This is a genomic window from Xanthomonas sp. BRIP62409, from assembly GCF_003992965.1.
In the GTDB taxonomy this organism is placed as follows: domain Bacteria; phylum Pseudomonadota; class Gammaproteobacteria; order Xanthomonadales; family Xanthomonadaceae; genus Xanthomonas; species Xanthomonas euroxanthea.
Genome location: NZ_QEZJ01000020.1, coordinates 319,347 through 339,866 on the forward strand (window position 1 = coordinate 319,347; position 20,520 = coordinate 339,866).

At 57.2% G+C, this 20,520-nt stretch carries 16 protein-coding genes and 2 pseudogenes; 7 read left to right on the top strand and 11 right to left on the bottom strand.

Translation table 11 applies throughout. The features are described from left to right. Positions 1 to 501 precede the first annotated feature (501 nt). Positions 502 to 825, bottom strand: a complete 324-nt coding sequence (locus EO170_RS10565) for a DUF4880 domain-containing protein (protein WP_126944720.1) — start codon at positions 823 to 825, stop codon at positions 502 to 504. Between the two features lie 94 nt (positions 826 to 919). Continuing rightward, complete coding sequence (locus EO170_RS10570; RefSeq protein ID WP_241239414.1) at positions 920 to 1,492, bottom strand: RNA polymerase sigma factor; 573 nt, start codon at positions 1,490 to 1,492, stop codon at positions 920 to 922. 608 nt (positions 1,493 to 2,100) lie between these two features. Here EO170_RS10570 and EO170_RS10575 point away from each other — a divergent pair. Continuing rightward, entirely contained in the window at positions 2,101 to 2,922 is an 822-nt protein-coding gene (locus EO170_RS10575) for a hypothetical protein (protein WP_241239415.1), read from the top strand. 82 nt (positions 2,923 to 3,004) lie between these two features. On the opposite strand, the gene EO170_RS10580 is transcribed toward EO170_RS10575, so the two are convergent. From EO170_RS10580 to EO170_RS10605, 6 genes and pseudogenes are all read right to left on the bottom strand, one after another. Then, positions 3,005 to 3,871, bottom strand: a complete 867-nt coding sequence (locus EO170_RS10580; protein ID WP_126944726.1) for a hypothetical protein — start codon at positions 3,869 to 3,871, stop codon at positions 3,005 to 3,007. A gap of 3 nt (positions 3,872 to 3,874) precedes the next feature. Further along, positions 3,875 to 4,288, bottom strand: a complete 414-nt coding sequence (locus tag EO170_RS10585; protein WP_126944729.1) for a hypothetical protein — start codon at positions 4,286 to 4,288, stop codon at positions 3,875 to 3,877. A gap of 143 nt (positions 4,289 to 4,431) precedes the next feature. Continuing rightward, positions 4,432 to 4,767: a hypothetical protein gene (locus EO170_RS21600; protein WP_241239416.1), complete on the bottom strand. Its 336-nt coding sequence runs from the start codon at positions 4,765 to 4,767 to the stop codon at positions 4,432 to 4,434. A gap of 210 nt (positions 4,768 to 4,977) precedes the next feature. Then, a pseudogene (locus EO170_RS21915) lies at positions 4,978 to 5,394 on the bottom strand (XVIPCD domain-containing protein); the annotation flags it as partial. A 775-nt stretch (positions 5,395 to 6,169) separates the two neighbouring features. Further along, positions 6,170 to 6,577, bottom strand: coding sequence for a hypothetical protein (locus EO170_RS10600; protein ID WP_104649279.1), 408 nt, complete (start codon positions 6,575 to 6,577; stop codon positions 6,170 to 6,172). 343 nt (positions 6,578 to 6,920) lie between these two features. Further along, a complete protein-coding gene (locus EO170_RS10605; protein ID WP_126944735.1) occupies positions 6,921 to 7,337 on the bottom strand; it encodes a SymE family type I addiction module toxin in 417 nt (138 codons plus the stop codon). 650 nt (positions 7,338 to 7,987) lie between these two features. On the opposite strand from EO170_RS10605, the gene EO170_RS10620 reads away from it, so the two are divergent. The 4 genes from EO170_RS10620 to EO170_RS21725 all read left to right on the top strand — a co-directional run bounded on the left by EO170_RS10620 (position 7,988) and on the right by EO170_RS21725 (position 11,564). After that, the gene (locus tag EO170_RS10620; protein WP_241239418.1) at positions 7,988 to 8,698 is read left to right on the top strand and encodes a hypothetical protein; all 711 of its coding nucleotides are present in this window, start codon (positions 7,988 to 7,990) and stop codon (positions 8,696 to 8,698) included. A 180-nt stretch (positions 8,699 to 8,878) separates the two neighbouring features. Continuing rightward, the gene (locus EO170_RS10625; RefSeq protein WP_241239419.1) at positions 8,879 to 9,277 is read left to right on the top strand and encodes a hypothetical protein; all 399 of its coding nucleotides are present in this window, start codon (positions 8,879 to 8,881) and stop codon (positions 9,275 to 9,277) included. A 21-nt stretch (positions 9,278 to 9,298) separates the two neighbouring features. Continuing rightward, positions 9,299 to 10,171 carry a hypothetical protein gene (locus tag EO170_RS10630; RefSeq protein ID WP_126944741.1) on the top strand — a complete coding sequence of 291 codons (873 nt, stop codon included), beginning with the start codon at positions 9,299 to 9,301 and terminating at the stop codon, positions 10,169 to 10,171. A gap of 1,069 nt (positions 10,172 to 11,240) precedes the next feature. Next, positions 11,241 to 11,564 (top strand): transposase, encoded by a 324-nt coding sequence (locus EO170_RS21725; protein WP_241239420.1) that lies wholly within the window; start codon positions 11,241 to 11,243, stop codon positions 11,562 to 11,564. Between the two features lie 25 nt (positions 11,565 to 11,589). Here the strand turns inward: EO170_RS21725 and EO170_RS21920 are convergent. Continuing rightward, positions 11,590 to 11,765, bottom strand: a pseudogene (locus tag EO170_RS21920) (transposase); the annotation flags it as partial. 229 nt (positions 11,766 to 11,994) lie between these two features. Here EO170_RS21920 and EO170_RS10645 point away from each other — a divergent pair. Together EO170_RS10645 and EO170_RS10650 are read left to right on the top strand one after the other, a co-directional pair. After that, a complete protein-coding gene (locus EO170_RS10645; RefSeq protein ID WP_126944744.1) occupies positions 11,995 to 13,260 on the top strand; it encodes a hypothetical protein in 1,266 nt (421 codons plus the stop codon). 597 nt (positions 13,261 to 13,857) lie between these two features. Then, complete coding sequence (locus EO170_RS10650) at positions 13,858 to 14,556, top strand: transposase (RefSeq protein WP_126944747.1); 699 nt, start codon at positions 13,858 to 13,860, stop codon at positions 14,554 to 14,556. A gap of 234 nt (positions 14,557 to 14,790) precedes the next feature. On the opposite strand, the gene EO170_RS10655 is transcribed toward EO170_RS10650, so the two are convergent. Both EO170_RS10655 and aceE read right to left on the bottom strand, forming a co-directional pair. Further along, entirely contained in the window at positions 14,791 to 17,436 is a 2,646-nt protein-coding gene (locus EO170_RS10655) for an NACHT domain-containing protein (protein WP_164741001.1), read from the bottom strand. Then, positions 17,426 to 20,113 (bottom strand): pyruvate dehydrogenase (acetyl-transferring), homodimeric type, encoded by a 2,688-nt coding sequence (gene aceE / locus EO170_RS10660; RefSeq protein ID WP_024937855.1) that lies wholly within the window; start codon positions 20,111 to 20,113, stop codon positions 17,426 to 17,428. Before aceE ends, EO170_RS10655 begins: the two co-directional genes overlap by 11 nt. Positions 20,114 to 20,520 lie beyond the last annotated feature (407 nt).

Below are 20,520 nucleotides of genomic sequence, written 5' to 3' on the forward strand. Positions count from 1 at the left end.
GCCCTCCCCCACCACCTGCTGCGCGTTCGACGCGCTATGCCCGCATCGCCCCCGCCAGTGCACGCCTTGCAACGGCGACGTTGGCAGGCGCATCAACGCGCTGCGTGTCGGCTTCCACCGCAGGTACCTGCACGCGTTGCGCGGAAGCGTGTTGCTGCGCCCCAAGCTCGTGCAGCGACAGCAGCGCCATCACCGCCACTACCAGCCTGCTGCGTGCATGATCAAAACCGACACCGCTCCCCGTTACTGCCCGTCGTACGTGCATGTGCATCCTTCGCGTCCTGGGCGCGGCACCATCGCCATTGCGTCCCCCGACAACAAGTGATGCTGCGCAAGCGCAATGCCCTACCAACACCGTGTGCAAGATGCAGGCAGCGCTGCAGCAGAGCGCACATTCAACGGTCTATGCAACTCGCAGTGCAGAGTGCTTTGTGCTTTGTGCTTTGTGCTTTGTGCTTTGTGCTGTGTGCTGAGTACCGAGTGTCGAGTGCCAAATGCGCGCTACTGCCTCAGCAGGTGATGCACCGCATAGCCGATCGCGGCAATCAGCATCGCTGTCAGTACCAGCCAGGGCCAGCGACGACGCCGGCCAGAGGGCCGGGACAGCAGCTCCAGGTCGCGTGCAGTGACGGCCTGCAACTCGGGATCATCCAGCAGCGCCGCCGCGTGTGCGTCCACCTCGAGCAACTGCTGGTAGGCCGCATGGTGGCGCGGGTCGGCAGCCAGCCATGCCTCACGTGCGGCGCGCTCGGCCGCGTTCTCGCGCCCGTGTCGCACGAGATAGGCGGCCGCCTGCGTGTGGATACGCTCGGACTCTGCACGCATGGCTGGTGACTCCCGGCGGGCGGTCTCCCTGCGCCCTCGCGCACGATGCTACCAGCAACTTCCGGCGGCGCCAGCCAGCGGCCTTGCAGGCCGGTTACTGCGGCAACTCCCCCACGGCCGCACGACACGCCAGCAGCGCACGGCTGATGTGCTTCTCCACCATCTTGATGGAGATGCCCATCTTCGCGGCGATCTGCGGATAGGTGAGCCCGTCGAACCGACTCAGCTTGAACGCAAGCCGGCACTTTGGCGGCAGCTCGAGCAAGGTGCGCTTGAGCAGCACATCGAGCGTCTGGCGCGCCTCGGCAATCTCGTCCACGCCGGCCTCGTCTGCCCTGATCGGCGCCACCTGATCCAGCGATACATGCTGCGCCGCCAGCCGCCGCTGCCGTGAGCGCCGCAGCTCGATCACCATATTGTGCGCGATGCGATACATCAGCAGCCGGCGGTCGCCGATGTTGGGCGCATCGCGGTACACCATCATCCGCGAGAAGGTCTCCTGCGCCAGGTCTGCAGCCGTTTCGGCATCACGCGTACGGCGGCGCAGGTACGCCAACAGCTCAGGATGCAGTGCGGCCAGCGCCTGGTCGAACTCGGCACGCAGGCGCTCCCTTTCCCCAAGCGACATCTGGCCGCGCGCCGCAGGCGGCCCGTCACGCGAGCTCATCGTGATCGCCGCGCCTACGGCCGAGTGCCGCTGCCCACCAACGCCCCCACGCATCTTGCGACACAACACACCAGCGCCATGCGCGCGCAAGGGCCGTGCAAGTGGATCTGAACATGAGCAGTGCAGCCAAAAGGTGGAGAGTGGGTGGTGGGCACCGCACCCCGAACCGCAGCCCCACCTCTTCCTCTATGACGGCAAGCGATGCTAACCCCCTACGTTTTGCGCGTTAGTCAGCCTCCGTCGAGATCACCACATTCCACACCCGGTCGCTGCAAGCGCAGTCCTGCCTGCGGCATCGCACGGTTGCCACGTTTTCCTCAAACACCCCACGCAAACAGTAAGGCGGAATACTGCAGCAGTCGCGAACAATGGATACGCCGCTTGCTACGAAGCGGGCACTAGGCCACTGCATGTGGCCGAGGGAAAATGAGCCCGTACATTGCCGTCAGTACGCACATACATACGGCAGATGCAAAGCGAAACGGGCAGACTATCGTCCGCAGTGCTGATGACGGAATCAGGGCACGCTGCTATCCGGATTCAGACACCGCATAGACCGATGGAACCAACTTACGCCACACGCATAAAAGCAAAGGAAACCCAACGCAATGGACTACCTCATGCGTGCCACCTGGATGATCGCAGGGCTGGCCGGCACCCTCTTCATCGCGCCAGTTGCTGCACAGTCAACCATCAGCAAGCCTGGGCCAACCGCATTGAAGGCAGCTCCCCATACATCTGCCGTTGCGCAGCATGTGGAAGCCAGGCCGCTTGAGCCAGGTGAATACATTACAGACGCGGGGTGGGGCCGGTTGCTGCTGACCAAAGACAATGGCGCGCTCCGATTCTCCGTGGAAAGCACCACCGGCCAATCGATGTGTTCACTGCAGGGCACCGTCCGCGGCATGCAAGGCAGCGCAGAGGATGAAGCTGGCGCTACAGGCTGCAAGGTTCAGTTCTCACCAGTCGCCGAAGGCATCGACGTCACATCGCCCACCCCGATGGAATGCAAAACCTTGTGCGGCTATAACGGCGGTTTTGAGGCGCGTTACCTTCGTGCCACGACAGGCTGCGACCGCAACGCCATTGCCCGCACGCGCGCGGTGTTTCAGCAGCACTACGATCGCAAGGACTATCAAGCAGCGCTCTCTACACTGTCTCCCATCCTGACGCAGTGCGGGCAGACACTGGAATGGGACGAGAAGGGAGATATGCGCAACGACCTGGCAATCACCCAATACAAGACTTCCCAGTACACGCAATGCCTGGAAACGCTGCACGACTACGCTGACGATGCAGCGTCACCAGACGATGCGGTAACGGACAACTGGCCGCCGGTCCTTGCCGATCGCTATCTGGCAATCGTCCGCGCAGCTAGAACCAACTTTGGGTTGTGCAAAAAAGGGCTTGCCAGGCAAAAGAAGGACTAGTCGTGACCGACAGGCTCAAACACGAAAGACATCGGGTAGCACGCGACAATCTCCAGCCGCCCAACTAGGCTCCCGTGGGCGGTTAACGTCCAGGCGCAGGCGCCTGTTGTACGGCCTGCGACTGCGCTTGGTCGTAGGCGTGGACAGCATTGTGCTGGTCGGCCATGTAGAGGCTCTGGCGCACATCGGGCGCCGGCGTCGTTGCGTCCACCTGCACACGAAATCCTGGCGTCTTCCCAGCCACAAAGATGTGGTCATCACGCAGGACGGCACCGGCGAGCTGGTCAACCCGTTCCACACCGGCCAGCTTTGCGGCAATCATCACCTCGGCGACTTTGGTATCGGAAACTGATGCCGGCAGTTGCCCACGCAGCGTATTGAAATACGCACGATCCGGATGCGAGTCTGGGAACCTGTCATGCGCCTGGTCCTGCAGGCGCGACACATCCTTGTTGATCCGATCAACATCGCTCCCGGTCACAAGGTCCCGTTCTGGATCTCCCTGGGGGCGCGCCAGTCGTGGATCGTCAGGAAACAACTGCCTGAGGCGTGGATCGTTCAAACCGGTCGCCAGATCACCGTGACGCAGCGCGTCGTATGCCTGACGCGCAAGCGCATCCTGCCCGGAGGTCTGATCGCCGAGCCGGCGGCCGGCTTCGTTGTTCCACAAGTCCATCCGGTGTTCGTAAGGATCATTTGGATGGGCCGGCCCAATCTCGGCCTCATCCCCGAACTTACGTGCAATCCACTGCTGCCCTAACGTGAGCTGGGTGACACGGCCGCTGGTATACGCATGCCGGAAGGCATCGAGCTGATCATTGTGCCCCTGCGACTGGAACGTGCCATCGGGACGCTTTGCCAAGGTGATGCCGCTCAACTGTTCGTAGTGCCGATACGCTTCCTGCTCGATCTCACGCTTGGCGCCCTTCGGATCGGTGATATCGACCATGGCTCAGGATCCCTGCGCTGCCTTCTGAAACTCGATAGGCCCTTGATAGCCCGGATACTTCTTCTTGATCAGGATGCGATCGGATGGCGTCACACAGCTATCCTCGAGGGAATTGGCCACATGTGCCTCATCCACGAAGAACTCTTCATAAGGCAGCGGCAGCACGGATGTCTCCCCGCCCTGATCGAACTTGAGCAACAAACTGTCGTCGCGCTCGAAGCACAACGTCTTCCAGGCGAAATCAGTCAACGTCCCGGCCTCAACCACAGCCGAGTCCTTGCCGGCCAACAGCGTCACAACATGCTCGGAGAACTGTTTCTTTGAAATCGGCGGCTCGGTCATGGCGCATCCTGCAAAGGCGGCAACGACCACTGTGGCCACTGCCGAAACGTGGGGGCGGAAGATAGCGAATGGCATATGACGCGGCTCCTTCCTGCGGTAGAGGAGTGTTTCTACCAGGAGGGCGCAGTGTACGCATCTTTGTAAAAGTGGCGATTCCTTCTTTGCCAAATGTCCAAGTCCCAAGCTACTGAGAAGACCATTGACGTTGCGACGGCCGTTTACATCAAATTTGAGTAGTCGCCGATCTGATTGCATATCTCCACAGGTGGGTCATCCACCTTGACGACTCTTCGCAGGCCTCTTTCAGACTCCCCCTTTGGGGCAACGACACGGTAGACGAGATAAAACTCTCGGTCACGCTCCCAAAGACTGAATGTCGAAACTTCGGAAAATCCAAAACCTCTGCCATTCGCAGATGCAACCTCAAAGTTGCACTCAGCATAGGCACCGAATCCACAACTGGCATCCAGGTAGCGCAACCCGTCTCTCCCACCAAGATCAAAGTGATATGAGCGCCCGTTTTCATCTTCGATGATCTGCGGTGTGATTTTCAATGCCCGGTTTACACCTGCGCTCGCCCAGTTCCGGGACTCTGCACAAAGTGAGAGATCTTGCAGCTCATGAGCACTAGTCCCGGCAAATATCAAGGTGCAACTTGTTGTAGCCAGGAGCAAAACCAGTACGCAGTTAAGTAACCTTACGCTCACATGCATACCCCGGCCTTCGTCGCACTGAGTGCGAGCGTACCAGCGATATAGAACATCTCAGCGCGTCATTGACGGGCCAGCCTGGGTAACGGCTTGCTGCGATTGCTCCAGCGCCTGCTGCTGCTCGCGCGCCTGGGCCTGAGTCTGGTTGATTGCCTGCAAGCGATCGAACGATTGGGTCTCTGGCGCCTGCACGGCGTCCACCGTCGGCATGTGCGCACGCTGGTGTGCCGGGTCATTGAGGGCGCCCTGGACGACGAAGACCTTCTCGCCCCCGGCCAGCTGAGCCGTTGGGTTGTTGAGCACGACATGGTCCACCCGCGACAGTCCTTCCTCTTTTGCCAGCGCCAGCAAGCTGGCGGTCATGCGCTGGCTTGATGCATCCCACTCCCTGCCATGCTGGGCATCGAGCTGCATCACACCGCCTTTGATCTGTTGATACAGCGGGTAGTCCGCGTGGCCTGGCTGCGAGGGTGATAGTGGCGCCTTCTGTGATGCAGAGGGTGAGTCAGGGCCCAACGCGCTTTGCTTCACATCGGAAGAAGTGATGTCACTAACGGTTCCGGGTTCCGGCCGACCCTGCTTGCGTTGCAACGGCGCAATGTGTTTATCGTAGTAATCGCCGTAATATTGCTCGTATGTCTTACTTGGCCCAACGGAAGGTTGCTCTGTCTTGAATACCTGGGCAATCTGATTCAACGCAGCATCGCGCGTAATGCGACCTGCCATTTGTTGATCGGCAATTTTCTCGTACTGCTGTGGCCTGGTTCCGCTTCCGGCGATACCGATATCCGGCCCCTGATGATTCATAATCTCACGTCGAACCAATGCGTTGCTGAGCGTTGCTGCGGCTTCGCCACGGAGCATGTTAGTTACATAAGCTTGCTTGGACGAATAATCGGGTTCCTCGGCGAAACGATGGTGCCCAATTTCATGTGAGAGTGATCTGACAAGCCGCTCTCCCTTCCCCATCGCGTTCTGATCAATCACGATTCGTCTGTCGGGAACGATGTAAGTTCCCTCGCCCGCGCGCCCCCAAACGACACCTATCTCTTCACGCTTGAGCTGAGACAAACCTGCTTGGAGTGTAGGCGACTGATCGACAAACGGCGCAAGTGCAGGATCTGTCAGCGGTGAAGTCGGGCGTACATTAGTAGATGCTGCGCCACCCTGATGCGGTTGTGGAAATTTTTATTCTTCATTACTTTCAATTATGCATTTCCCTTGCTTGAGAAACTAAGCCTTGAGCTCACAGCTTATTAATAGAAATATAGCTCAGGTGCGACTGATCCTCCGTCAGGCCAAAAGTGACTTTTGCGCCATCAAGCGTCATCACCCAATAGGCTCTCGAACCAGGTGCATCGGGCCGAGGTGGATAAGGAATAGCATCCTCCCAGGGAGCATTCACGAAGGCTGGACCAGGGGGCGAGAAATCTATCACCAACTTCCCGCGCGATGGATCATCTACTGCATTGCTGAACTCAACACGCTGCAACCTTTCACCAGCCAGTATGCCGCCCTCGCTGACGCGCAGCTCTCTTTCCCCGTCTACCTGACGCGGTCCGAATTGAGTTTGAAGCTGCGTACTGATGGCGGCACTATCCTGGAAGTCAGTTGCGATCAAACGATCCACATCTTGCTTGAGGCGTTCCGTCACGTCTTTGCTCCTGGTTTCAACGGGGGGCTTGGTAGCCGGTGCGGCTGACTGATCGTGTAGAGTGCTGGCGGCACACCCAGAATGAAGGGTACATAGCGCCAGCAGCCCGAACGGCAACAACGTTGTCTTAGGGAAAGCAGTACGTCTTTGACAAAGTTGCCAAGCATGCGATCCCCAAATGCGAAGGGTCATTTCTTCTATCCTGTGCTAGGACTGTCTCTGAAATCTAACACGCTAATGACGTTAGATCAGGCACCCGCAGCACGTTCCCGTCCGCTTGCGTGGTGACACCGCAACGGGCCCGCCGCACTGGGTCAATCTGACGGGCGAAAGGCTCGTATCCTCACCGCCTCCCCCTATGTAATGCGGCCGGCACCTCCAACGGCGGCAATACCTCCATCAACAACTGCCCCGCGCTGGCGGTGATGCGTAGCTTGGTGCCGATGGCAAAGCCCAGTTGTTCCAGCCACAAGCCGCTGAGGCGGACGTGGGGCACGTGCTGGTCGCCGGCGTGGTCGTGGGCACCGGGGTAATGGGTGTAGCTGACGGTGCATTGACGCGGGCGCCGGGCGCGGCGGGGTGCGCGCAGCGTGCCGGGGCCTTGCGGTGAGGCGTCCGGGTCGGGTGGCAGCATCGGTGGCAGCTTGGTGCGGTCGGGTTCCACAACAACCCACTGCACCCGCTTGGGCGGCGCGGGGCGCGTACGCGTGCGGGTGGGCCGTGCGCTGGCAGATGCCGTGGGTGGACGGCGGCGTGTCATGGCGCCTCCGGGTGGTGGTTGGTGGATGCGGCGACGCGCTGCTGCAGCGCTACGGCACTGCGTGCGAACCGGCCGCGCGAGTTGTGCGGCAACACAGCGAGCTGGCGACTTAGCGGATACGCCATATAGTCGCTCGCCTGCTCAACAGCTGCGCGTGCGGCGAGCTGGCGTAGCACCTCACGCACATACCAATGCAGGCGGTGAGCGGAGGCTGGCAATAGATCAACCGACACAGAGGCCGGCATGGATGGTGCGGTAGACATGGCAACGCCCTCCTGGAACAACCCAAGAACCGCCGCCAACGGCGACGGGATGTCGGGAGGTTCGAAACCGCTAAGAGCCGGCGGGCGTATTTCCCTTGCGGGTGTTGTATTAGCCGCCCTCCCGACGCAGGCATTGCGTCGGCTTGTACCTGCAGGATGCAGGCACAAAAAACCCACCGGTTTGACGGAGGTGGGTACCGCTCTTAGAGGAGTTTCGACGCTCCTTGGGCTTAGATTGCGAGCGCAGCGTGCGTGTGTCAATAGCCACTGACGCGGATGCTTGAGGCGTTTTAGTAGCCTGCTGGCGCGCCACCTACGGCTGAGGAATACTGATCGTCAAAGACATTGGTTCGACGCGTAATCGCCGAGGGAAGCTAGATGAGTTCAATGGATGAAGTAGCAACGGAACGCAGCTCCGCCGTTGATGGAGAGGCAATCACGCTCACAGACCCTAGCTTTCCCTCGCTCTCTGCAGCAATTGCTCACTACACCCATGTGACCGAGCAGGGTCGCGCCGGTCCGGTCGAACGCTGGAGCTTGGCGATCGGCTTGATCGGTGCGGGCGTTGGGATCTTGGCCGGCACATTGCTGAGCGGCAAGGTAGGTGTGTACTTAGCCGCCACAGGCCTGGCGGTTGAGTTGGCAGGTTTTCTGGTCTACGGCGTGCTCTCGTTCAAACGCGAGTGGCCGAGCTTCCGCCGCCCATACGCGGATCACGCAGAGCTGATGGAGCGGGAGTTCCACCAGTATCAATCGATCGTTGCGTCGCTTCGCAAATTTCCGCTGGAACAACGCCGCCGGCGCGAGGCATTCATGCGTGACCGTCGCACCAACATGCATGACCGTCTGGGGCTGTTTACCGGCGGAATGGAGAAGCTTGGCTTCATGCCTGTCCTACTTGCCCTGTATCTTCAGCTGAAAGATTGGCGCATGGGAGACTGGACGGTGTTGAGCAAGATCACCCTGACGCAGGGCGTGCTGGCTTTCATACTGTTGTTTGCCTTTGCGATGTCCTGGCATCTTGTACGCTTACGTATACGCGTGCAGTCGTACGAGCAATTATTGGCTGAGGCAAATCGTCAAGACAGCACCGCCTAACAAGTGGGTTACCGTCAAGCGCTGCGGTTCGAGCCTTGGCGTAGTAATGAACTCACCGCAAGAAGACATCGGCTATTTATTGGTTTGCTGTTAACACCCAAGCGTGGCTGCGAGCGAGTTTCGATAGCCTGACTTCTAGCTTGCCGAGGTAGCAGGTGCTAACGTACCTCGTCAGATCCCATGCTGGGCATGAACATGGATATGAAAAGTAGACTGATGTTTGCTACGGGATTACTCGCACTATCAACCTTGACTGCTTGTGCAGGAGGAAACATGCGCTCTGATTACAAGAAGAATGATGTTCAGCCGGTCAAGATCGAAAAAGTGGGCGACTCACTCCAAATCACCTATCACATGCCTGCAGAAAGCCTTTTTTATTCTCCCGGCATTGATTTCGTAAATGAGGGCGGCGTACTGCGTATCGCCATCCGCAGATGTGGCATCAATGAGAAGTGTGATGCCATGGCGAAGGCTGCCATGCCACCAGCTGAGCCTTGGACACCGAAGGTCACCGTACCGTACGGGGGCGAAAAGGTCGTACTGGTCTACGCAGACACTGAAGAAACGTTGACTCCATAATTTCAGTCAAGGAGCGATGCAATGGGCACCGAACCGGCTAGTGAGCGCGTTCTGCTTGGAATACATAGCAGGGGTGGACAGGGCGGCCTGACCGATGGCCATGCGTGGATTACGGTCAAGCGAGGCAACTCGCCCACGGAATATTATGGATTGTGGCCCGACAATCATCCGATGGTGAAGGATAACGGGGATGGCACCGATATCCGTTCCGGAGAGGAAGAACGACAGCGTTCTGACGCAGACCGATACTACGACCTGTCACCAACTCAAACCAAAGTCCTCGACCAAGCACTTCGCGAGAACGTCACGTGGGAACTGAATAACAACTGCTCCTCATGGGCTAGCGAAACGGTTTCTCGCGTCACCGGGAAGCATATTGACGCAGGAACGTGGTTACCCACTGTGGAAACGCCCAACGCGTTGATCGACACCATTCGCGAGCTGGAGTCTCGACATCCGACGTCCCCGTCCACGCCTGAGGTAAACGCACCTGCGCGCGAAGGACGATCAAGTAGCTCACTTGGGCAGAATGACTCATCGCAAGAACATAGCAACCCTCCGACCAAGGCAATGACTGATCCAGGGCATGCTGGAAATCGTCTTTTCGCTGGACTACGGGAAGGGCTGCCTGAGCACATCTCCGATGAACGGGTCGCCTTCGCTGCTCAGCGTGCACACGAGGCTGGAATCACCGACATGTCAAAAGTGAGCCGCGTCATTGAACGCGACGGCGACGTGTTCGTCGCAGGAACGACTCCTGGATTCCGCGCATCGGTACTTGCGAGTGAGCAACCTCCCACTATCGAAAATTCCAGTACAGCACTGGCCCAACATGCTGCTGCGCAGCCTTCGATGGAACCCGATGCTCAAGCTGTTAGTCCCCGAATGGTTTAGCCAACTTCTTGGAGCAGCCCAATGCCTACTCACCCGCCCGACGCCCCGGCGACGTATCGCTAGTCCGGTTGTCCAGCCAATCTTGGCCAGCGCTGGCAATCCGCACTGACGCCATATCCCTGTTGGCTTGCGCTTGGTAACGACCCGAAAGGGCGGTCCAACACTTACCGCGCCCTGCTCGATGAAGCCCTGTCCGACGAAGTGCTCGCCAGCATCCGCCTTCATCTACAGCAGCATGGCGACATGGGCCACTATGCCTTCCGCGTGATGGTCGAAGCCAAGGCCTGCCGCGTTTCGGGCACTAGGCTCTCCACTAGCTGCGCAAGCCGAGCGTCGTCAATTGGTGAGCGGCATGACCCGTTACTTCGAACCAGACCAAGGCACTCTCCATGGTCGGCCCAGCCTCTCCGCAATGGAGCCTCTTAATCAACTAAGGCACGTCAGGCGCCGAACCAACACTAGTTACGACCCCTTCCTTGTCATAGCTAATCTTCAATAACGGACACTGAGATGAACCAACGTCGTTGCATCGGTAGTAAACGTCCCTAGACACCAACTTCCCCGCAATCTTATGGGAGACATATTTGGCAGCACCAGCAACCGAAACTATCGCTTGTACGGCACACTCCCGCATCCCAACCGTTATCTCTCGTCGCTCGATGTGTACCCACTCCTCTGCGTTAATGGCATTTCTCGAGGAGAGTTCCGCTCGGATCTTATCTCCATCAGGCACCCTCAGTCCATATGCCGCACATAACGAAGTATTCCGCACACGACTAACGGGCGTACTTGGCTTGTAATCTGCTGATGCACAGCCAGACGCAAGCACTGCACCTAACAAAAGAAGGTAATTTTTTACTAGATATCCTTTTATCATTTCGAGCACATTAACTCTATTCGTATATGAATATTTGAGACTTATATTCAGCAATCAAGAAGTCAATTAATTGGAGCTATTCAATGGCTGCCACGGGCGCACCGGCACGCTATGGGAAGGGCACTACAAAGCCTACCTTGTGAATAGTGCTCGCTACGTCCTTAGCTGCTATTGCTACATTGAACTCAAGCGGTGGGTACTCGCCTGAACGACGACCCGACGGCGTATCGCTGGTCCAGCTGGCCAGCCAATCTGGGGCAACGCGGACTCTCGGCACTGGCGCCACATCCCTGTTGGCTTGCGCTTGGCAGCGACCCGATCGAGCGATCCAACGCCTACCGCGCCCTGCTCGATGAAGCCCCGTCCGACGAACTGCTCACCAGCATCCGCCTTCGTTTACAGCAGCAGCGAGCTCTGGGCCACGACGCCTTCCGCGCAATGGTCGAAGCCAAGACCCACCGCTTTGCAGGCGTCAGGCCTGCTCATCGGCCACGCAAACCGAACACCGCCGAATGATAAGTTAACCTGACCCTGAGGTTTCGTTGTCCATCAACACAAGCGCATGCACCGCACAGCAAAGCGCTCGCGGGCCATGCGTAACAGCAGGCAATAGTGATGCCGATCCTCATCGTCCAAGAAGATCGCGCACCGATTCACGCCTCTCTGGACGACATGCATCGGAACGCCGGGTAGTTCCAGACGCGACTGACGCGGCATGGCCGGCCTCCGGCTCAAGAGGAAGACCTCAGCCTGACGGCAGCGACACAGCCCCGCTATCAGGCATCGCCGCGCAGGCCTGTACGACCGGTTTGCTTAATTAACTCCGTCCCCTGTTGCCTTCAAACTTAGCACTCTCGATTGATATGTGAACCTGAACCCGTTGCTCCAAGGGAACGACGAAATGTCTTAGACTTCGGGTATCGGAAACTGACTACAGGTGCTACGCGTGATTGATCCAAGGCCTGGTCTGCCAGCACATATAGCACTGCTGTTAAACGAAAATTTCGATTTTTCGGATCCCCGTTTGGTTTTTAGAAAGCTAAAATCAATGCTTAGCGACCTAAAAAATCAGACGAAGTTCGGTTCTATGCAACCTCTTCCGCGAATGGACAGCAGCACTCCGGAGTTCAGGGCGGTGCTGAGCGGAGGGCTCGATCTGTTCGGCACGACAGGAGCTTGTCAAGCATTGCAATGCCGGATTCGATATGCGGATCAGATTGCTCGAACAGTAGCGTTGATGTCTGATAGGGTCACTGCTCATGACTTCTTCTACGAACGCATACTAGAACTCAGATCGCGCCCAACCAATGCCGAGCTTTACAGACTTGCGGCTGATATCGCTGTACTGAAGCGTTTGCAGCCACTAATAGAAGCAGGAATTTTTTGCTTTACGTCCCCTTTCATGTCAGTTTGCGCTCCCTGCATGAATGAATTTGACAAGAGAGTGTTACATCTTACCAATGAGGCGATCGCGAGGGTTGGTCACCTGATGATGGTTGAACGCGATGAAGATGGGGGCCACATTGATCTGACCGCACTATATGAACCAGCTCTTTTCATACATTTTTCGGGTGAATCTACCCGCACAATGACTGATGAGGATCTTCGATCGACATTTGTATATGACGCGGTCAGATCGACCATTTGGGATGCGCGCGCCGCTGCATGGACCTCAGGTAGCGTATTTTCAAACTCTCCAACCGGGATATCAGCTCTACTATCCGCAGACGGGGTACACTTCACGTCGCCAGAGCTAATGGCCTTCACGGCCAACAGAACCGCTGAACTCCCGTGGATTGCTAGTCTTACAATTGAGCAAACGTTATCGCTACGCGATGCTGCAGGCGTTGCTCTGCCGCAGCTGCGTGAATTCATGGCACGTCGTCTATCTGGCATAGATGATTTGCCAGGATCAGACAATCGGTGGAGAGAGATTGTTGCGGAGCTACGCGAGCAAGCCGCAGAAGTTCGATCAGAGCTGAGCGCTGCAACTAGGCGATCACCCTCACTTAGGCGAAACTCTGCAGGAATTCTGGGCCTCGCAGTGAGTGCGGCCTGCCTTCTTGCCGATGGCCCCGTCTCTGCGCTTGGTGGATTACTGGGCACTCTTGGCTTGGTACACTCGAATGAAGAGAAGCACAATCACGCGCTTCGAGCGAAGCCGGGTTATGTCCTTGTTTCTGCGAAAGATATTCTTGATCACGCTCAATAAGCAACTTGATAGAATGACGTTGTTTTCAAATAAATCAGTCAAGCACCTACAGGGGGGGGGTAAACTAGTAGAAATTTTAAAATTTCGAGAGACTTATGTGACGGTTTTTATACAATTGCTTGGTGGCATTGAATTTTCATCAAGGCCTTATTCGGCACAGTGCAGGAGAGGCACTATAAATCAGTCCTTTGCAAACACTGACTATGGACTTCGTTGCTACCGCTCTTATATAACTCACTATAATACACGCTCACGCAACAGATGATCCTTTAGCGTATGGCCCGTCAAGATGCGCAGTCAATCTAGGCAACAAGGGCATTCAACACTGACGCGACATCCCTGTTGGCTTGCGCTTGAAGCGACCCGGTTTGGCTATCCAACGCCTACCGCGCCCTTCTCGATGAAATCCTGTCTGACGAACTGAACATCCGTCTTTATCTCAGCAGCAGCGAGCCCTGGGCCGCCACGCCTTCCGCGAGATGGTCGATGCCGCTAACGGGGTCAGGTTCACTTCCTACACAAATTTCAGGCTACGTCGTCAGCTCTCGAGAGGTTTCCTCGCTATCAGCACCAACGCCTGGCTGCGAGTCTTGTGCCATGACCAGACTTCCACGCATCGACCTTCCCGGCATCCCGCAGCACATCGTGCAGCGCGGGAACAACCGGTTGCCCTGCTTTCTGGATGATGGCGATCGATTGCGCTATCTGCACCTGATGCATGAGGTCCTGCACGCCACAGGCTGTCAGCTGCATGCTTTCGTATTGATGGACAACCATGTGCACTTGTTAGTCACGCCACCTGATGCGGGACGGATCGGGCAACTGATGCAGCGGCTTGGGCGAAACTACGTCGCATTGTTCAATGGCCGCTACGGGCGCACTGGTACGCTCTGGGAGGGGCGGTACAAAGCGTGTCTTGTGGACAGTGCGGACTACGTCCTTCGCTGCTATCGCTACATTGAGCTCAATCCCGTGCGTGCTCGCCTGACCGATAACCCGGCAGCGTATCGTTGGTCCAGCTGCCCAGCCAACCTAGGCCAGCGCAAGCACTCCGCACTGACACCACATCCCTGTTGGCTTGCGCTTGGCAGCGACCCGATCGAGCGATCCAACGCCTACCGTGCTCTGCTCGATGAAACCCTCTCCGACGAACTGCTTACCAACATTCGTCTTCATCTACAGCAGCAGCGAGCCCTGGGCCACGACGCCTTCCGCGCAATGGTCGAAGCCAAGACCCACCGCTTTGCCGGCGTCAGGCCCGCTCATCGGCCACCCAAACCGAACACCGCCGACTGATAAGTTAACCTGACCCCGTTATTCCGACCCCGTTATTCCCACCGTTATTCCCATCGGAACGCTGGGCAGTTCCAGACGCGGCTGACGCGGCATACCCGGGCCTCTTAGAAGACCTGAGCCTGACGGCAGCGACACAGGCCCGCTATCAGACATCGCCGCGCGGGCCTTTACGACCGGTTCGCTTAATTACCTCCGTCCCTTTTGCTCTTTTGCCTTTCTTTCCCACTCACCCATTCAGCGATTTGCTCGAAGGAAGGACTCAATTACAACTGGCATTTCGTTGTGATCGATCATACGAGTTATCTGCTTTCGTCCCTCACTAGTTGTCGAAACAAGTTCATTTTTTACAATCTCAATCAACCCAGCACTTCTTAAATTACCTATAAAATCCCGAGCGAATGGCGGATCTATATTTGCAGCGCCACGTTGAGTCAAGCCACGCAACTGACTATTTTTTTGATCTGAAATATTTTCGCATATTTTATAAACAATTGAGAATTTTTCGTGATGCTGAAGCTCATAAAAGGAATCAACATCGTCCGTAGTAGCGCCATTAAATCGAAGCCACCCGATCGCCGAATCTCCAACCAAAACCGCAAGCGCATCGCCCGACTTTACGATAAAGCTTGAATCCTTTTCCAAGCCACGGAAATCTGCACCATTCACATCTGCACCCGACATGTCACATTCGAACAACCAAGAAGAAGTAAAGTCCGACCTCTTAAGGTCCGCGCCAGAAAGACTTACAGAATCTAATGTACAAGATCTAAATTCGCTGCCATTCAGGTCAAGCCCCTTGAAAGATACTTCAACCAGCGTTGAATTAGACGCCTTTATTACGATTCGCTTCCTGTCCGTGAATCCAGCAAGATCATAGTCCTGCACATGAACAGCTTCGAAGTCAAGAGTGTTGGCCCCTTTCCCGATGACTCGTGACAAAGCTTTATAAAATCCGCCTTCTTGGCGAGCCATAAGATCTGAACTTAAACTCAAATAAGCGCCCAGGTTGGCAAATCGTTTTTTTGACCACTGCTCCCCTAAACTATTTAAGTATGCTGTAGCGGCATCAGATGGTAGCGAACCAACAAACGACTGCATTGGCTTTGTTATGGGGAAATAGTTTTCAAGCGGATCCTCCCTAATAATTGTGCTTACGCACAGCTCGGTAACTAAATATTCACGGAGCGAATTATGTGAAAATATCCAACCGCTCTTACCACCTCCTACCTCAGTTCTTGTAAGCGTTGAAGAGCTCCGGAGGTCCTGGAAAAGCTCATCTTGCTTCGCACGACGCTCCTCACCAGAAACCCGCCGCAAGGAAGATTTAAACTGATCAAAGATCACTTCGTTAAATTCATCCTCCGTTGCAATTACTTTTTCTTTTCCAGACATAATGAGGGCAAGTAGCTGCAAAGCCTCTCTTCGGTCATTAGGCGCGATAGCTGGCGAGCGCTGTAAATCGCGCATCATGAGACGATCGATAATCAACTTATAGATCTGCCACTCACCAAGGCTCGATGCTTGCTTCTCGTCTCCGTCCGCCCTAAGCTCATTTACAAGCTCTAACAAATAGGAAACGATAACTGGCTTACCCGAAAGGGACTGACGCTTCCCGTCTGATTCCTCTCTGAATATTTTCGCCAATAAAGAACTTATTATTTCCTGCCCAGCAACATCATCAACAAGCTTTCGTTTTATCAGCGCCTCAGCCTGGGCCTGCGTAAGATCCCGAAGGTAGCGCTCTTTTTTATTCAGCACGTATTTTTCAAGAAGCTGATCGATTGACCGTTCACCTGCAATGTAAACTTTATCAAGCTGACCTAAGTTGTACTTATTCTGTTCCAATGAAGCATAAAGAGCTTCGAATACGTGCAACTCTTCCGTCTCAGTGAAATAATTAGGTCGACTCGTCAAAATTCCCTTCGCTCCTTCAGATGCAAGATCCGCGAGTGCGGCGAGACAAGTTCTTCGCTCCCTAGCATTTAAAAATTGAGCCATTTCATCGTAACCATCCAGCACCAATATTACACGCCGATTTCTTATTAAATGAAAAATAAAATCAATAGGGACATGACCAAGTCCACTAGTATCAAGAAAATGGTGAATCAGTGATCTTGCATCAAATTGTCTAGAGAAATTTCGCAGCTCGATTCGGAGAGGAATTGGCTCGCTGGCGTCATTTCTGTACGCGTCAATCCAGTCGCTCTGAATTTTTTGCGTGAGAGCTGTTTTACCGGTTCCATATTCCCCTAGAACAACCAACCAAGGTGAATTAGTGTCATTATTTTTCCAATTTTTCAACCATTCGGTGGCAAGCTCCTCCCCGCTTCCGTCGTTGAAAAATGGCTCCTCGTAGGCTTCCAAGAGCGAGGTTACTACTGGATTGTCCTTAACTAATTTTATGTACGGATCAAATCTCTCAAAACTAGAGAAAAATTGAGAGTAGCTGAATACATCTATTCCAGCTTCCCGCGCCCTTTCTCTCACATCTGGCGTAAACCCTGCAGTGCTAATTGATATACATCTCGCACCCGGAAATTTCTGCTTTACCAAAATAAATTTGGTTGCATCTTTTCCATATTTTGTAGTATCGACGTATTGAATTGTGGCCTCAATATAAAGGGGAACATCAAAAGGCCGCCCTCTTGGCACTGCCACAATATCTATCTCGGCCCCAGCAACTTTTAAGCTGTACTCGATAGAATAATTATTGAGCTCCAGGAGCTTTCCAATCGCTGTAGGAAGAGTTTTTTCGCTAAGTTCCATGGATTTCGCCTGCTCCTTAAGATTGATGCGTCTATCGATCATACCCATACGCGAAAAAAAAAGCGGCCCGGAGGCCGCTTTTTTTTCAAACATAAATACAGAATCAAACCCCAACAGGATTCGCCTTCTCCGGATCAATCTTGTACTGCTTGATCGCCCGGGCCACATCCTTGCCGGTCATCTTGCCATCCTTCGCCAGCGCGGCAATCGCCGCATGCGCGATGTAATAGCGGTCGACCTCGAAGAAGCGGCGCAGGTTGGCACGCGTATCCGAGCGACCGAACCCATCCGTGCCGAGGACGGTGTAGGTCATCGGGACGAAGGCGCGTATCTGGTCGGCGAAGGCGCGCACGTAGTCGGTTGCGGCGATGGCCGGGCCCTGGCGGCCTTCCAGCAGCTGGGTGACGTAGGGCTTGCGCTGTTCGGCCTCCGGGTGCAGGCGGTTCCAGCGTTCCACGGCATAGCCGTCGCGGCGCACTTCGTTGAGGCTGGGGCAGGACCAGATGTCGGCGGTGACGCCGAAGTCCTTGTCCAGCAGCTCGGCCGCGGCAATGGCCTCGCGCAGGATGGTGCCGCTGCCCAGCAGCTGCACGCGCAGCTCGCCCTTCTTGGGCTTGCCGGCGTCCTTGAGCAGGTACATGCCCTTGATGATGCCCTCGGCTGCGCCGTCAGGCATGCCGGGGTGGGCGTAGTTCTCGTTCATCAGGGTGATGTAGTAGTACTCGTCGATCTGGTCTTCCATCATCGCCTTCATGCCGTGCTGCATGATGACGGTGACTTCGAAGCCGAAGGTCGGGTCGTAGCTACGCACGTTCGGGATGGAGCCGGCAATGACCTGGCTGAAGCCGTCTTCGTGCTGCAGGCCTTCGCCGTTGAGCGTGGTGCGGCCGGCGGTACCACCGAGCAGGAAGCCCCGCGTGCGCATGTCCGCTGCCTGCCAGGCGATGTCGCCCACGCGCTGGAAGCCGAACATGGAGTAGTAGATGTAGAACGGCAGCATCGGCACGTCGGACACCGAGTAGCTGGTGCCGGCGGCCATCCACGAGGCGATGGCGCCCGGCTCGCTGATGCCCTGCTGCAGCACCTGGCCGGTCTGGTCTTCGCGGTAGTACATCAGCTGGTCGGCATCGACCGGCTTGTACTTCTGGCCGAACGGGGCATAGATGCCGATCTGGCGGAACATGCCTTCCATACCGAAGGTGCGCGCCTCATCGGCCACGATCGGCACGATGCGCGGGCCCAGTTCCTTGTCGCGCAGGGCGATGTTGAGGCTCTGCACGAAGGACATGGTGGTGGAATAGCTGCGCTCGCCGCTGTCCTTGAGCAGGCGCTCGAACTTGTCGAGCGTGGGCGCCACGAACGACTTGCTGGCCTTGGGACGGCGCGACGGCAGGAAGCCGCCCAGCACGTTGCGGCGCTCCTTGAGGTACTGCACTTCCGGGGAATCTTCGCCGGGGTGGTAGAACGGCACCTGGCCGTCTTCCAGCTGGGCGTCGGTCACCGGGATGTTGAAGCGGTCGCGGAAGTGCTTGACCGCCGCGTCGTCCAGCTTCTTGGTCTGGTGGGTGGGGTTGAGCGCCTCACCGGCCGAGCCCATGCCATAGCCCTTGACCGTCTTGGCCAGGATCACGGTGGGCATGCCCTTGGTGTTCACGGCCTGGTGGTAGGCGGCGTACACCTTGTGCGGGTCGTGGCCGCCACGGTTCAGGCGCCAGATGTCGTCGTCGGACAGGCCGGCGACCATGGCCGCAGTCTCCGGGTACTTGCCGAAGAAGTTGGCGCGCGTGTAGGCGCCGCCGAAGGCCTTGCAGTTCTGGTATTCGCCGTCGACGGTTTCCATCATCAGCTTGCGCAGCACACCGTCGGTGTCCTTGGCCAGCAGCGCGTCCCAGTAGCCGCCCCAGAGCAGCTTGATGACGTTCCAGCCGCCGCCACGGAACACGCCTTCCAGTTCCTGGATGATCTTGCCGTTGCCGCGCACCGGGCCGTCCAGGCGCTGCAGGTTGCAGTTGACCACGAAGATGAGGTTGTCCAGGCCTTCGCGGCCGGCCAGCGCGATGGCGCCGAGGGTTTCTGGCTCATCAGACTCGCCGTCGCCGATGAAGCACCACACCTTGCGGTCGGACTTCTCGATCAGGCCGCGGTTTTCCAGGTAGCGCATGAACTGCGCCTGGTAGATGGCGGCCAGCGGGCCCAGGCCCATCGACACGGTAGGGGTCTGCCAGAACTCGGGCATCAGCCACGGGTGCGGGTAGGAGGAGATGCCCTGGCCGTCCACTTCCATGCGGAAGTTGTCCAGCTGGGCTTCGCTGATGCGGCCTTCCAGGAAGGCGCGGGCGTAGACGCCCGGGGCGCTATGGCCCTGGATGAACAGCAGATCGCCCGGGTGCTGGTCGCTGGGCGCGCGCCAGAAGTGGTTGAAGCCCACGTCGTACAGCGTGGCGCTGGAGGCGAACGAGGCGATGTGGCCGCCCAGGTCGCCCGGCTTGCGGTTGGCCCGCACGACGGTGGCCATGGCGTTCCAGCGGATGATCGAGCGGATCTTCCACTCCAGCGCGGAGTCGCCGGGGTTCTTGGCCTCGTTGGCCGGTGCGATGGTGTTGACGTACTCGGTGGTGGGCGAGAACGGCAGGTAAGCGCCGGCGCGGCGGGTCTGTTCGACCATGCCTTCCAGCAGCTGATGGGCGCGCTCCGGGCCTTCGACGTCGATGACGGCCTTGATCGATTCGAGCCACTCCTGCGTCTCGAGCGGGTTCGGATCGTTGTGCAGCACTTCGTTCAACCAGTTCATTAGCGCTCCCGGGGGGACACACCCCGCGGGTGTGTCGACATCGTGAATTCGTGAACCCCCAAGTGTACCGCACGCACCTGTTGCCATTCCTCGCTACGGGGGCGTATGGAATGGGACGGTGTCGTGCGTGGGCGAGGTACCGATGCCGGCTGGGGCGAGGATCCGGCGCAGCGGGCGCTGCCGGTGTACGACCAAAGGATAAGGGCCGGCGGCGGGTGGCGGCCGCCGGGCCCGGCGCGGAACGGACCAACGTAGGAGCGCACCTGGGCGCGACGGGCTTTCCCGGTAACGCCCGTCGCGCCCGGGTGAGCTCCTACGAGGGGGTGAGCTCTGGGGGTGCGGCAGGCGGTCTCTGGCAGAACATCCGGCCATCGGCGCTGGCGGGCGGGTAGCGTCGAGGTGGCCAT